The following is a 14225-nucleotide window of genomic DNA, read 5'->3' as shown; positions in this document are numbered from 1 at the left end:
ATGCAAGCATATGACGTGCAAAGCCGTCAGGCGCTCTTTGTGCGGTGTTGCCTCAGATAAAACGAAAAGGTCAAGGTCGCCCGCCAAAAATCCAGGCAAACCGAAACGGGCGACCAATGGTCGCTCCTACAATAACCAATATTTCACAAAACTTGATCTGCGTGCATCGCTTGTCTATGCCCTTGTAATTGTGATCGTGTTGTGTTATAATATGGGTAGCGTGAGAATGGGGGATACAATTAAAAAGTACCCCGGTTCCGGCAAAACGAGGTGGAGGAAATGTCAGTCAGAGCTGGGTGACATTCTGGAATAGGAGGAAACTGCATGAAACAATATACCATAATCGGCGGTGTGAACGGTGTAGGAAAAAGCAGCCTTTCCGGCGTTCTGCGGCGGCAATTGTCTGATATGGGAATGATTATTGACCCGGATACGATCGCTGTACAGCAGCACTGCGATCGTCTGACAGCCGGGAAAAATGCTATTGCCAAAGTGAAGGAATGCCTGCAAAAAGGGATCAATTTTTCACAGGAGACAACACTCTCCGGGCGGCGGACCTTACGGACGATTCAGCAAGCCAGAGAAGAAAACTACTTCATTCGATTGTATTATGTTGGTATCAGCACCGCAGAAGAAAGCCTGTATCGCATTGCAAACCGTGTTCGCAAAGGCGGGCATAATATTCCGGAACATGACGTTCTCAGACGTTATGAGAAGCGGTTTGCTGACCTTGCAGAAGTTTTGCCGTACTGTGATGAAGTGCATTTCTATGACAATGAGAACGGCTTTCGGGAAGTTGCCATTTATCAAAACGGCGATATGATTCCTCAGGCAGAACAGCTGCCAAAGTGGCTGCATGATTTCATAGAGTACCAAAAGAAAACTGCCGGATAACCAAAAGGAACCGCTGTCGGATCACTCCGGGGCGGTTCCTTTGTTGTATTTTGTTGCGACTTTTCGTCTGTTTTTGAAACATTGGTGCACAAACGTCGCACAAATTAAGTTTTTCACAAAAACAAAACACCACGCAATCCCGGAAAACTACCGAAACCACGTGGTATTTCTCTGGTGGAGCATAGGGGATTCGAACCCCTGACCCCCACACTGCCAGTGTGATGCGCTCCCAGCTGCGCTAATGCCCCGAAACGATCTGAGAGCCTGTTCAGCATCTTTTTGCACGCCCAGATGCTGAACGACTCTGATAGACATATGATACCATAAACCGTATGAATTGTCAAGTATTTTCTGCCAAAAAAACAGATCGAAGTGTAATGGCGTTCCTGAGGTGATTCGAACACCCGACCTGCCGCTTAGGAGGCGGCCGCTCTATCCAGCTGAGCTACAGGAACATCGTACCGGGCGTGTGCCCGGCAATGTGCATGAATGGGCTGCAATCAGGATACGCCGTACTCCTTGCGGTAAGCCAGCATGGCATCCAGATGCTCCTGACCGGGGATAATGCCGTCACGGATCGCCTGGATAATATCTTCCATGGTAACAATGGCATAGACCGGCACGCCGTATTTTTCATAGACAGCCTGTACCGCAGACTGGTTGCCCTCCAGCGCACGTTCCATGCGGTCAACGGTAATGACCATGCCCGTAATGTCCACATCAGCGGCACCCTTGAGCTTGGGGTAAACCTCAGCCATTGCCTTTCCGGAGGTCATGACATCTTCGATGATGACCACTTTTTCGCCGTCCGTGAGCTGTTTCCCTACGAACATACCGCCCTCGCCGTGATCCTTGACCTCCTTGCGGTCGAAGCAGAAGTTCACGGTTTTCTGGTACTTGTCCGCCAGCGCCACAGCCGCCGCAGCTGCCAGGGGAATCCCCTTGTATGCCGGTCCGAAGAGAGTCTCCACCGGGATATTGTGCTCCTGGATGCAGGCAGCATAATACCGTCCCAGTTCCATGAGCTGGGCGCCGTTGTGATAATTTCCGGCATTGATGAAATAGGGTGCCTGTCTGCCGCTTTTCAGGGTAAAGCTGCCGAAGGTCAGCACGCCGCAGTCCACCATGAACCGCAGGAATGATTCTTTGTATGTCATATGGATTCTCCTTTTTCCTTTCAGCCGCAAACACATCCGGCTGCTTTCTGTCTTTTATTATATCGTTTTTTTTCAGCGCTGTCAAGAGGAAAATTCGGAACATCGAAGGGGCGAACATTGTTCGCCCGCATACCTTTCCGCCGCAACCCAAAACGGATATACACATGAGGCAACACCGCACAAAGAGCGCCTATCGGCTTTGCACGTCATATGCTTGCATATTTTTCGTCATATTTCACAAAAATGCTCGTGAATACACAAAGTATTCACTGCGCTTTTTGTTTCATCTGACGAAAAATCTGACGGCGCATCTGACGCACAATCTTTGTGCGGTATTGCCATGAAACAACAACGGAGCTGTTGCAGACAGTCAAAATCCGACAGAAAAAACGGTGCGATGTGGGCATCGCACCCTACAAATTTCCCCGAATCGCACGACTTTTTGTAGGGGTCGATGCCCACATCGACCCACTAACCAGGATTTATTGTCCTTGCAACAGCTCTCCTGCATTTATACCGGATTTGCGTGATTATTGGAATATGGCGGGCGGATGATATCCCCTACAATTCTGGTTGTCAAAGAAATTTCAGCCCCCCTCACGCATCCCCAAAGGGGAACAACAGCTCCAGCCACTGTTCCGGTGTCATGGCGCCGAAATAGGCGGACAGGTCTGTGGAACGGGACAGGGCAGCCATGGCATCCATGTCGTATTTCTGCCCCGACAGCAGTTGTTCCAGCCCGGCGATTTCCTGTTTCCCGATGAAATCCCCGGAAATGCGGCAGTCATGAATGACGCCGGAACGAATCTCCAGATCCACCCGTATCTCACCGGCGGCATAACGCTTTTCGGAAGTGAAATTCATTCTGGGACTGCGCCCGTAATTCCACTCCCAGGTGCTGAATTTCTCCGCCATCAGGCGCTGCACCTGCACCTCGTCCACTGCTCCGGGACAGGCGGAAAAGGACGCCGTGAGAAATGCCGTCAGCTCCGCCAGAAACCGGGTAATATCCCAGTCCGGCGGCAGATAGGGTCGGATGGAACCCACACGGCTGCGCACAGAGGAAATGCCCTTGGATTCCAGCTTCCGGGGTGAGACATGGAGCAGTTCATCCATACGCTGTCTGTCAGCTTCAAAGAGCAGCGTTCCGTGGAACAGTCCTCTGCCGTTCCGGGAAAGGGCAGCGCAGCCGGAGATCTTCCGCTGCTGTGCCAGAATATCATTCCGTCCGGAGCAGACTGCCGGCACGCCGTGGGTCTGTAAAAAGGTGAGGATACACCGGAGAAACGCCTCCGGCGAAACTGTTCCCTCTGTGTAGCACAGGGAAAAATTCACATTCCCCAGGTCGTGATAGACAGCACCGCCGCCGGTGTTCCGCCGGACAATTCTGGTGTGATACCGAGCTGCGGCAGGCAGGTTCACTTCTGTGTACACATTCTGATTCCTTCCGAGAATCACGCTGTTGTCATTCTGCCACAGGAGAATGCAGTTTTCCTGCCCATCCAGAAGGGATTCCTCCAGTGCCAGATTGTATACCGGGTCGGTGTGTTGGGAGTGTATCAGGATCATATCTTTTTCTCTGCACGTGCGGCAGCCTCCGAAAATAGTTCCAGTGGGGTGGGATGGGGAAATGCCATGGGCGACAGCTCCCGGACAGTGGTGTGCTGCTGTAGGAGCATCTGCGCCGTGCCTATGAGTAAGGCGGCTTGCCGGGACAGAATATGAACCGCCGTGATCTCTCCGGTATCCGGAGCATAGCATAGCTTCAGGACAGAGGAGCTTTCCCCGGCGATCTGTCCTGCCGGCAGCTCCGGAAAGGATACGCTGACCGATCTGTCTCCCTGCCGGGCAGTGCCTGCCCATGCCAGATTGGGGGTGGTATAGATACAGTGGGCAGTCACCCGGTACGGCGTGGGTTTCCCGAAGAGAAAGTCCGTGACGGCATATGCCTGCTGGGATGCCTCCGCAGCTTCATGGCTCCGTCCTGTGCAGTCGCCGATGGCGAAGATGTGAGGACGGAGCGTCCTGTAATGTTCATCCAGAACCAGTGCTCCGTCCCGGCACAGCAGCGCCTGCGCACCATCCGGCAGAACAGGCACTCTGCCACAGCAGGGGATCACATCCCGGTATACCGGTGTATCGCAGCCCAGATGGAAAGCGATGCCCTGTTCCTCCAGCAGTGTCCGCAGACGTGCAGCCAGACCAGGGTCTGCCCCCGGAAGAATCTCTTCCTGCTGTTCCGCAACAGCCACGTGGATACCCATCTGGTGCAGGATCACGGCAAGCTCCACGCCCACTGCACCGCCACCCAGAATACACACGTGATCCGGCAGGGATGCCGGGTCGTGGAGGAACGCCAGGGGATCCAGGAACCGATAGCCGTTGTCTCCGGGCAGGACAGGCTGCCGTGGTACAGAACCTGTGGCAAGAATCAGTCGGTCGTAGGGGATATGTTCCGTCCCCAGCAGCAATTCTCCGGATGGTGTCAGGGATGCCCTGCCCTGTTTCAGTGTCACGCCGCTTTTTTTCAGCCGGTACTGCATCCCGGCTGCTGTCTGCTGTTCCATGGCAGAAAAGGCAGCGCCCACCTGTCGGGCATGGGTACGGCAGGGCTTTTCCTGGAGGAATAATTTCGTGGGAATACATCCCCGGTGGAGACATGTGCCGCCCAGTTCATCGGAAATGAGCATCGTCTCTGCACCGTAAGCTGCGGCAGACAGCGCAGCCGTATATCCGCCCGGACCGCCGCCCGCAATAACGATTTTCATATGCAGTCGCCTCCGTTTTTTGATGTGTAGAAATAACAAAGTCAGAGAACCCGGAAATATGGATTCTCTGACGTTATCTTATCCTGTTTTACGCTTTATCGGTTCAGCTTGCCATAAGCTTCCTTGACTGCTGCCACCAGTTCTTCCTTGCTGGGGATAATGGAGATATACTTCTGCTCACCGCTGATGCACATGGTGGGCAGATTGGCAACGCCCATTTTCTTGGTACGTGCAATATCCTCCTTGCGGTTGTACTGATAGATCACATACTCCGCCATATCCTGGATGGCGTCAAAGTTATCCACAACAGCGGCAACCATGTAGGTGCAGGCAGCGCACTGTTCCGGATCCAGAGTGAACAGCTCGATGAGCACCTTGTCCCGGTTCACATAGTCGGGGATCTCCACAGAGTCCAGATCGTCCTCTACGGCGGTGTAATTCTTCACCATTTCCCGGACTTCCTCAGGATTCTTTGCCGTCTGTGCCACCGCAATGGTATTCTCAATGGGACAGTCATAGGGCATGTCGCAGCCCGGGCTGAGGATGAAGTTCTGGCTGTGGTCGATGCTGTCGATGAGGTCAACCACGCACTTCATGTTATCTTGCTGTGTACCGAAGAGCATGGTGGTGGTCAGGGGAATATTACCGCCCAGGAGAATGTTGTATTCATCGGTAGTCTGCTTGGCATTTGCCAGATTGACGTTTTCGTCCACGTGGATGGAATCCGGGTGGGTATCACACATAACACCGATCTGCTTTGTGGCATTGCCGCAGACGAAGAAGGCGGAGAACTTGCCCCGCTCCCGGATGTGGTCGAATACTTTGGTGAAGTGTGCGCCCATCAGCTTCGCAAAGAACTTGGGGGAAACCTGGCTTACCAGCGGGTCAACCACGGCAATGACATCCATGCCGGCGTCAATGTAATAGTCCGCCATCTGGATGGCAACCTTGGTGCAGAATGTCATGAGATCCTCCACCAGCTGCTTGTTGTTGAACATATCCATGAAGAAGTCGGAGCCTCTCAGGTGAGACGCCAGTGTCAGAGGGCCGCAGAGCAGACCGTACAGGGCTGTATCATCCACGGATGCCCTGACACGCTTCATGGTGTTCAGTACCATGGGGATGCGTCCTTCCGTTGCCTTTGGGATCTGGTCATCCGAGGGGATATGTCCGTCCTCACAGGGGTGAGAAGTAACAGAGGGGGGATTGAACTCTGCCCACAGCAGATCGCAGCCCAGAATCTCTGCCTCCAGCTGCAAATCGAACATAATGGGCATACCGTCCGGCATGTAGAGCTTGTGTACTTCCATGAGGGAATCGTACAGCTTGTCCTCATCGGTCAGAAGCTCCTTTGCGCTGTAGCCTTTCAGCTTTCCGGCATGGACGCCGGCGAAAGGTACCCAAGGGATCTTGTCCAGTTTTTCATGTCGCAGTGCCTGAAAGATCAATTCTTTTCCCATTTTGATACAGCCTCCAAATTCAGTTTCCGCAGCATCCGGGGTGCAGTGCGGTGTTGCCATAGGATTGAACCCCTCAGTCACGGCTGCACCGTGCCAGCCTCCCCTGAAAGGGGAGGGGGACCATTGCACAGCAATGGTGGAGGGGTTATCAGACCGGACAACCAAAATAAATGCCATACTCCCGCAAAGCATTCCAGCTGCGGTTTTCTATTTCTATTATGCACCAGAAAATCTGTTCTGTAAAGGGACAATTCCGCCGTATTTTTTAGGACAATCTGAGCCTTGACATTCACTATGCACCGTGCTATAATGAATTTGCATAGCGATGAAATAGATAAAGTCTCATAGGGGACTATATCTGTTATTTTCATATGTCTGCATTTGATTATAAAGTATATTGGGTCGATACAGAGATAAGAAAAGAACACTGTATTTCCCCACACTTCCGGAAAAGGAGCAGATTGTTATGGCGACAACGCATAAGATCGAACTGAAAGAAGAAGTATTTGACCAGCTGCTGGAGATGTGCATCTCTCTGTTCCGTTCCGGGCAGAAAAAGGATGTCATCGCCATTCTGAAGATGATGATGGATCACCCGGAGGTGCCTGTGCACTATCCCTACCATCACTTCATCCTGCCGGCGGCACTGCTGACCGCTGCCGCAATGGAGACCGGGGAAAAGGACGAGGAGACACTCCGGGAGGAGCTGTGGACAGCACGGAAACGTGCCAGACAGGTGCCGGGAGGATTCTGCGGATTCTGCGGCGCCTGCGGTGCCGGCATCGGCGCTGGCATTTTCCTGAGCGTCTATACAGAATCCACACCCATGTCCGTGGAGACGTGGCAGTGGTGCAACGAACTCACTGGCATCTGCCTGAAAGCCATCTCCACCGTTGCAGGACCCCGCTGCTGTAAGCGCACCTGCTTTTTGTCCGTACAGGCAGCTGTGCCGTATCTGGAACAGCGGCTGGGACTGCATCTGCCCATGCCGGCGGCGATCAGCTGTAAATACAAGGATCGTAACCCCACCTGCAAAAAGAACGCATGTCCGTTCTATACTGCCGAGTAAAGGAGTGTGAGCCGCCATGAGAGTACCTATCGTTGTGCCGGATCAGGCAATGCCCAAAAAGGATCCGGACGCTGTCAACCTCTGTCCGTGTATGACAAAGCCGGTGAAGCTGCACTACAAGATCTGCACCATGACATGGCGCAAGGAAGTGGGAGAGCCTGTCACAGCCGGCGAGGTGGTCTGCGAGGGCGAGGTGGAAAAGAAAGCCCTGGAATTCACTGCACCCTGTGACGGCGTGCTGGTGGAACAGTGCATCGGGGATGATGACGAGTTCACTGCCGGCATCACCCTGGGCTATATCGAAACAGAGGGGGAAGCATAACATGGAACAGAATATCCAGCTCTATCTGGTCTCCGGCTTTTTGGGTTCGGGGAAAACCACGTTCCTGCGGAATATTCTCATGCAGAGCGCCGGGATCCGTGTGGGCGTCATCGTGAACGAATTCGGCAGCATCGGCATTGACGGAAAGGTACTGCAAAAGGACGGCTTGAAAATGGTGGAGATCAACAACGGCTCCATCTTCTGCGCCTGCCTGAAAGATGGCTTTGTCAAGACGCTGGTGGCATTTCTGGAACAGCCTGTGGACGTGCTCCTCATCGAAGCGTCCGGCATGGCAGATCCCTCCAGCATGGAGCATCTGCTGGAACAGATGGAGTTCCTGGCTTCGAAAAAGGTACAGACAAAGCGCCGCTATGACTATCGGGGTGCCGTCTGTCTCATTGATGCCGGACGCTTTCTGGATTTCTGCGATCTCTTCACGCCCACCCAGAATCAGGTCATGAAGAGCATGTTCCATGTGGTGAACAAGACAGACGAGGTATCCGCCCAGGTGCTGGAGGAGGTACACGAAAAGCTGAAAGAGCTGAACCCGGCAGCGTATCGTTACGATACCACATATGGGGAAGTACCACTTGCACTGATGCAGACCATGGTGACGCCGGAATCCTATGTCGGTGAAAGCAGCAATACCGCCTGGAATCGTCCCGAGACATACATTCTGGAGATGCAGGAGACTTATCCCATGGCAGCCATGGAGCAGTTCTGCAGGGCACTTTGCGGTCAGGTGCTGCGCTGTAAGGGCTTTTTCATGACCCCTGAGGGTATGGCGGTGCATGTGGATAACGTGGGCACAGACGTGGTGCTGAAAGAAGCCCCGGATCTGGTGCCCCTGACGGAAAAAATGAAGAAGCTGGTTCTCATCGGAAAGGATGCAGCGCCCTATGCGGATGCCGTGCAGAAAGCATGGGAGGCAGCTTTCGGCAGTGCAGCCCTGTGCTATTATGATGACTGAGATGACTCTGGAGGTGCATGACAATGACAACGACCTGTTCCTGTACGGGGAGGAATATGGATCGTCTGCTCCAGCCGGCGATCCTCATGATCCTGTGCGATCACGATATGCACGGGTTTCTGCTGCTCCAGCATCTGAGCGAATCCCCCATGTTCACCGGGACATATCCTGACCCCACGGGGCTGTACCGCTATCTGAAAAAGATGGAGCAGAACGGGCTGCTGACATCCCGGAAACAAGAACAGGAGGGTGCGCCGTCCAAGACGGTTTATCATATCACCGAGGAGGGAAGGCACTGCCTGAAACAATGGGAAGAGACTCTGGCGGACTACGAACAGCGTCTCCATGAGTTTCTGGGGTGTATCCGGGAGAAACTCTGACATGAAAAACGCCGCTTGTCCAATTTAAGGGCAGACGGCGTTTTCCGATACTATTCTGAAAAGTCTCTCAAAAGCACCTGAAACACTGCCTCTGCCAGTGCCTTGTGCCCTGTCTCGTCCATATGCTCCCGGTCGCTCTTCGATGGCAGGGAAACATCAGATGCGGCGAGAAACAGGCAGCCCTCTTCCGCAGCCGCCTTTGCATATGCCCCTTTCAGTTCCCTGGACAGCGCCACAGATGCCTCGTTGAATTCCGGGTCGAATCCCACTTCACCTACGCCGTGGGCAAGATGAATGGGGGAGATCAGCAGGATCCGGGAAATACCGGCGGCTTTGATCTGCTGTACCAGACGGCGCATACCGCCGGCGATCTGGGCTGCCGTTGCGTGAAAGCATGTCTTGCAGTCGTTGGTGCCCAGCATCACTATGGCGTACTCCGCCGGGGCATGGCTCTCCAGCAGGAATGGCAGTACATCCGCACCGCAGCGGTTGGGACGGGTGCGGTCGGGGAATATGGTCGTCCGTCCGCAGAGCCCCTCCTCCGCAACACGGAATCCATGGGGACGGAGCTTCTGATCCAGAAGCCCTGTCCATCTTGTGGCATCGTCAAACCGGCTCTTGTCCCTGGGGTTCAGCCCATAGGTGTTGGAATCGCCGAAGCAGAATACAGTTTTCATAACACGCCTCCTCTTTCCTTTCGGATCGGTGATATGGCTATTATAACACAGTTTTTTCGCCGGTTCAAGACTGCTTTTCTCTTGGCAACGTAGAGATATTGCGTGGAAATACGGCGTGTTTTCGTGAATCTTTACAAACTTATCAAATATATCGGAATTATAGTTATTTTAGTGTTGACAAATGGGATTTTTTGCTGTATAATAAATCATACTATGCCTATAGGAAATAGGTGATATTGAATGATCACCCTTACCGTGATTTGATGTATTCCCGATAAAGGAACCCATGCAGGGGCGAACATTGTTCGCCCGCAGGTAAACCATTTGCAGAGGGGGAAACACGGGCGACCAATGGTCGCCCCTACTATGTAGTCATGCCTAAAATTTTAGGCAATACCACACAAAGATTGTACGTCAGATGCGCCGTCAGTTTTTTCGTCAGATGAAACAAAAAGCGGAGTGAATACTTTGTGTATTCACGAGCATTTTTGTGAAATATGACGGAAAAGATGCAAGCATATGACGTGCAAAGCCGTCAGGCGCTCTTTGTGCGGTGTTGCCTTTACTTTTGGATTGAAAACAAGATGCGTAGGGCGGGGGCTTGCTCCCGCCGTTCCCGAACATGACGGAATTCCACTGTAGGGGCGGATATTATCCGCCCGATAACAAAAGTTGATTTCTTTGCAAATTATGTTTGTTTTGCCCATTTGCATTCCCATGAATTTTATGTTATAATGAAATCAGAAACAATGGAAAGGGGTGGAGCAATGCCAGACGAACTGCGCTTCGGCAGAAAATGCCGGATGTATCTGCTGAATCTTGTCTTTCCCAACGTCTGTCCCTGCTGCGGCAGCCCCATTTCATGGGGACAATATCTCTGCGATGCCTGTATCGCCGCCATTGCCGTTCCGGCGGAGACATTCTGTGCCGGCTGCGGAAAACCGCCGTAAACCTGTCTCTGCGGCACTGGTCTGGCATATGACCGTGCGCTGGTGGTCACGGCTTATGAGAAAACCGCCCGGCAAGGGGTGATTTCCCTCAAAGCAACCGCAAGTCTCCAGTTCGGCTGGTACTGCGGCGAGGTGCTGGGAAAACGTGTGCTGGCAGATGCCCGGCTGCGCACCTGCGACTGTATCGTTCCGGTTCCCATGGCAAGGCGGAAAAAGTGGAAACGCTGCTGCAATCCCGCTGAGGTCATTGCAAAGGAACTGGCGGCAGTGACGGGAATCCCCATGCGGACAGACCTTCTCCTGGACAGCGGCAGAGGTGCGGTGCAGCATACGCTCACTGCAAAGCAGCGCCGGGAAAATGTCTCCCATTTTTCTGCCCGGCAGAAAGACCTCACAGGCTATCGGATCCTGCTGTGTGACGATGTTCTGACGACGGGCAGTACCCTGAACCGCTGTGCATCACTGCTGAGATCCTGCGGCGCAGAAAGGGTGACAGCTGTCGTAGCCACTTCCACCCGGTTCCAGAACGCTTCCGACATGACAACAGAAAACGCAATTGCAAAAGGCTGACATACAAAGCGAGCCTCTTCCCACCGAAAGGAAATAACATGAATCTGATCCTGCTGCTTCTCTCACTCGTGATGATCGCCTGTATTCTCTGCAATAAGCTGACCAGTAAGGTGGGCATTCCCATGCTCCTTGCCTTTCTGGCAGTGGGTATGCTCTGCGGTATTGACGGGGTGATCGGCATTGCCTTCGATGATTTTTCCATGACGGAACATCTCTGTACTGTGGCGCTGATTTTCATTATATTCTACGGCGGCTTCGGGACAAAGTGGAGTGCCGCAAAACCAGTTGCCGGAAAGGCAGTGCTACTCTCCACCCTGGGCGTGTTCTTGACGGCATTTGCCATGGGTGTATTCTGTCACTTTGCCCTGCATACGGCGTGGCTGGAGAGTATACTCATCGGTGCTGTGCTCAGTTCCACAGATGCCGCATCCGTCTTTTCCATTCTCCGTTCCAAAAAGCTGAACCTGAAATACGGCACGGCTTCGCTCCTGGAAGTGGAAAGCGGCAGTAACGACCCGGTGGCTTATCTCATGACCACGGTGATCCTGACCATGATGACCTCGGATATCACCGCCGGGCATATGCTCTACATGATATTCGCCCAGATCGTCTACGGCGTAGGAATTGGTGCGCTGCTGGCGCTGTGCAGTGTCTTTTTCCTGCGCCGGTTCCGCTTTGATACATCGGGATTTGATATGGTATTCATGCTTGCAGTGGCGATTCTGTCCTATGTCCTGCCGGTGCTGGTGGGCGGAAATGGCTATCTGAGCGCCTATATTGCCGGCATTATCCTGGGTAACACCAAGATACCCAACAAGAAAAATCAGGTACATTTCTTTGACGGCATTACCAGTCTCATGCAGCTCATGGTATTTTTCCTGCTGGGGCTGCTGTGTACACCTACCAATCTGGTGCGTGTGATTCTTCCGGCACTTGCCATTGCCGTGGTTCTGACCTTTGTGGCACGTCCGCTGGTAGTGGCACTGCTGCTGACGCCTTTCCGTTCGAAAATACGCCAGCAGCTTCTGGTCTCCTGGGCAGGACTGCGTGGTGCGACTTCCGCCATTTTTGCACTGACTGCCGTTGCCGGGGGTGCCGTGCTGGAATATGACCTGTTCCATCTGGTATTCTGCGTGGTGCTGTTCTCCATTGCATTACAGGGGACGCTATTACCTCTGGTATCCAGAAAGCTGGGTATGATCGATGAAACCACAGACGTACTCAGAACCTTTAATGACTACACGGAACAGAAAGAACTCCAGCTGCTGCGGCTGTCTCTGGAGCCGGGGAACAGCTGGATCGGTGCAGCGGTGAGCAACCTTTCCCTGCCGCCGGATACCATCCTCGCCACCATTCTCCGAGGCAAGGATAACATCGTGCCACGTGGGGATACCATCTTGCAGGAAGGGGATATTGCCGTGCTGGCGGCGGGACACTGCAAGGAGAAGATGCAGAAAATCCAGCTGTGCGAGCTGTCCATTCCGCCGGAACACGGTTGGAGCGGCAAGCGTCTGGCAGAGTTGAAGCTGCCCCCGGAGGAACTGATCGTCCTGATACGCCGTGGGGAAGAAACTGTGATTCCCCAGGGTGACACCGTCATTTGCCCGGAGGATGTGCTGGTCATGTATGACCATAATTGATCGGCGTTAAAATCGTAGGGAACGACACGGGGGTCGTTTTCTACAAAGATGTTTTGTGAAGGATGGTGAGAAATCATGGGTTCCATTTGGCGTAGTATCAATTGGATAAAAGCGTTGAAAATTGCCGTAGGCGCTGTGGCGGCGATCTTGCTGGCAGAAGCCATGGGACTGCACAATGCGGCGTCTGCCGGGATCATCACCCTGCTGACGGTACAGAATACCCGGCGTGAAACGGTACGCAGCAGTATTCGCCGGGTGACGGCTTTCGGTATCATGACGCTGCTGAGCACGCCTGTATACATGTTCTGCGGCACAAAGCCCTGGTCATTCGGAATCGTCCTGCTGCTCCTGCTGCTGATCTGCTATGGGCTGGGCATGGAGGATTCCATTCCCATCAATGCTGTCATGGCGACCCATTACATGGCGGCAGGGGGCGTGTCGCTTGGCATGATAGGAAATGAGGCATTGCTTCTGCTTATTGGCAGCGGCATCGGTGTCTGTCTCAACTGGTTTATGCCCCAGAATCTGCGGCAGATCCGGCAGAAACAGGAGGAACTGGATACGGAGATCAGGGGTATTCTCCAGCGCATGTCCAGGCGACTGCTGGAGACAGATCACACAGGCTATGGCGCAGACTGCTTCCAGCGGACAGACCGTCTCTCAGAGGAACTGCGCCATGAGGCAGATCTCTTTCTGCAAAATCAGACATGGCGCAGCGATCTGTATTATATCCGCTATGTGACCATGCGCCGGGAACAGTGTACGATCTTGCAGGAAATCTACCGGCAGATCATTAAGCTGACCATTGTGCCGGAACAGGCAAAGCCCTTGTCCGGGTTTCTGGCGGAAATCGCAGCACAGTATCACGAGTGCAATGACTGCGCCGGACTGCTGGAACAGCTTGAGCTGCTGCACGCTGCCTATCGCAGTGATGTTCTGCCGGAGAACCGGGAGGAATTCGAAAACCGTGCCATACTCTACTGCATCCTGACGGAACTGCGGTCTTTTCTGGAGATCAAGCAGCGGTTTTATCACTCCCTGCCGGAACAGGAACGGCGGCAGTTTTTTGCGGAATAATATTTCTATTGTAGGGGCGTATATCATCCGCCCGCCGTATTTTCCACAATTCTACAAATTCGGTGAAAATGTAGGGGCGAACTGTGTTCGCCCGTTGGAGTATTTCTGGAAATTTTCGGGCGAACAATGTTCGCCCCTACTACCTTGGCACACTTAAAACTCTATTTCATCGATGAAGTGGCTGCATTCTGAAAGCTCTAGTCAAAGCAAGCATGAAGAAAGTCAAGTTACCGTGCCCAGCAAAAGTGCGGAAAGGGGGTGAGGGGTGAAGGGAAAGAGAGTGCAGAGGGA

At 53.3% G+C, this 14225-nt stretch carries 14 protein-coding genes and 2 tRNA genes; 9 read left to right on the top strand and 7 right to left on the bottom strand.

Annotated features, from left to right (window positions below; translation table 11 throughout):
- Nucleotides 1-324 precede the first annotated feature (324 nt).
- On the top strand, nucleotides 325-894 hold the full coding sequence (locus Q0418_RS05910) for a hypothetical protein (RefSeq protein ID WP_298483131.1): 570 nt from the start codon (nucleotides 325-327) through the stop codon (nucleotides 892-894).
- Nucleotides 895-1066: 172 nt separating this feature from the next.
- Here Q0418_RS05910 and Q0418_RS05905 read toward each other — a convergent pair.
- The 6 genes from Q0418_RS05905 to Q0418_RS05880 form a co-directional block, all read right to left on the bottom strand.
- Nucleotides 1067-1142: transfer RNA gene (locus Q0418_RS05905), tRNA-Ala, on the bottom strand.
- Between the two features lie 130 nt (nucleotides 1143-1272).
- Nucleotides 1273-1349 (bottom strand) — tRNA-Arg (locus Q0418_RS05900).
- A gap of 45 nt (nucleotides 1350-1394) precedes the next feature.
- A complete protein-coding gene (gene pyrE, locus Q0418_RS05895; protein ID WP_298483130.1) occupies nucleotides 1395-2051 on the bottom strand; it encodes an orotate phosphoribosyltransferase in 657 nt (218 codons plus the stop codon).
- 597 nt (nucleotides 2052-2648) lie between these two features.
- A complete protein-coding gene (locus Q0418_RS05890) occupies nucleotides 2649-3620 on the bottom strand; it encodes a lipoate--protein ligase (protein WP_298483128.1) in 972 nt (323 codons plus the stop codon).
- Nucleotides 3617-4819: an NAD(P)/FAD-dependent oxidoreductase gene (locus Q0418_RS05885; RefSeq protein WP_298483126.1), complete on the bottom strand. Its 1203-nt coding sequence runs from the start codon at nucleotides 4817-4819 to the stop codon at nucleotides 3617-3619. Before Q0418_RS05885 ends, Q0418_RS05890 begins: the two co-directional genes overlap by 4 nt.
- Before the next feature lie 95 nt (nucleotides 4820-4914).
- Nucleotides 4915-6279: a uroporphyrinogen decarboxylase family protein gene (locus tag Q0418_RS05880; RefSeq protein WP_298483134.1), complete on the bottom strand. Its 1365-nt coding sequence runs from the start codon at nucleotides 6277-6279 to the stop codon at nucleotides 4915-4917.
- A 466-nt stretch (nucleotides 6280-6745) separates the two neighbouring features.
- Here Q0418_RS05880 and Q0418_RS05875 point away from each other — a divergent pair, with 466 nt between their 5' ends.
- The 4 genes from Q0418_RS05875 to Q0418_RS05860 are packed head-to-tail and all read left to right on the top strand — an operon-like array spanning nucleotide 6746 to nucleotide 9020.
- The gene (locus tag Q0418_RS05875) at nucleotides 6746-7348 is read left to right on the top strand and encodes a DUF5714 domain-containing protein (RefSeq protein WP_298483124.1); all 603 of its coding nucleotides are present in this window, start codon (nucleotides 6746-6748) and stop codon (nucleotides 7346-7348) included.
- 16 nt (nucleotides 7349-7364) lie between these two features.
- Nucleotides 7365-7670: a biotin/lipoyl-containing protein gene (locus Q0418_RS05870; protein WP_298483122.1), complete on the top strand. Its 306-nt coding sequence runs from the start codon at nucleotides 7365-7367 to the stop codon at nucleotides 7668-7670.
- Between the two features lies 1 nt (nucleotide 7671).
- Nucleotides 7672-8640, top strand: coding sequence for a GTP-binding protein (locus tag Q0418_RS05865; protein ID WP_298483120.1), 969 nt, complete (start codon nucleotides 7672-7674; stop codon nucleotides 8638-8640).
- Between the two features lie 23 nt (nucleotides 8641-8663).
- A complete protein-coding gene (locus tag Q0418_RS05860; protein WP_298483118.1) occupies nucleotides 8664-9020 on the top strand; it encodes a PadR family transcriptional regulator in 357 nt (118 codons plus the stop codon).
- Between the two features lie 50 nt (nucleotides 9021-9070).
- Here the strand turns inward: Q0418_RS05860 and Q0418_RS05855 are convergent, their stop codons facing one another.
- Nucleotides 9071-9697, bottom strand: coding sequence for a GDSL-type esterase/lipase family protein (locus Q0418_RS05855; protein ID WP_298483116.1), 627 nt, complete (start codon nucleotides 9695-9697; stop codon nucleotides 9071-9073).
- 767 nt (nucleotides 9698-10464) lie between these two features.
- On the opposite strand from Q0418_RS05855, the gene Q0418_RS05850 reads away from it, so the two are divergent.
- The 4 genes from Q0418_RS05850 (at nucleotide 10465) to Q0418_RS05835 (ending at nucleotide 13934) form a co-directional block, all read left to right on the top strand.
- Entirely contained in the window at nucleotides 10465-10647 is a 183-nt protein-coding gene (locus Q0418_RS05850) for a double zinc ribbon domain-containing protein (protein ID WP_298483114.1), read from the top strand.
- Nucleotides 10648-10725: 78 nt separating this feature from the next.
- Complete coding sequence (locus Q0418_RS05845; RefSeq protein ID WP_298483112.1) at nucleotides 10726-11217, top strand: ComF family protein; 492 nt, start codon at nucleotides 10726-10728, stop codon at nucleotides 11215-11217.
- A gap of 38 nt (nucleotides 11218-11255) precedes the next feature.
- On the top strand, nucleotides 11256-12857 hold the full coding sequence (locus tag Q0418_RS05840; RefSeq protein ID WP_298483110.1) for a potassium/proton antiporter: 1602 nt from the start codon (nucleotides 11256-11258) through the stop codon (nucleotides 12855-12857).
- Between the two features lie 75 nt (nucleotides 12858-12932).
- On the top strand, nucleotides 12933-13934 hold the full coding sequence (locus Q0418_RS05835) for an aromatic acid exporter family protein (RefSeq protein WP_298483108.1): 1002 nt from the start codon (nucleotides 12933-12935) through the stop codon (nucleotides 13932-13934).
- Nucleotides 13935-14225: the final 291 nt, after the last annotated feature.

The sequence above is a fragment of the uncultured Ruminococcus sp. genome (genome assembly GCF_937915125.1).
Classification (GTDB): domain Bacteria; phylum Bacillota; class Clostridia; order Oscillospirales; family Ruminococcaceae; genus Ruminococcus_C.
The sequence above is the reverse complement of the archived record's forward strand: the minus strand, read 5'-3'. Positions and strand labels throughout refer to the sequence as shown.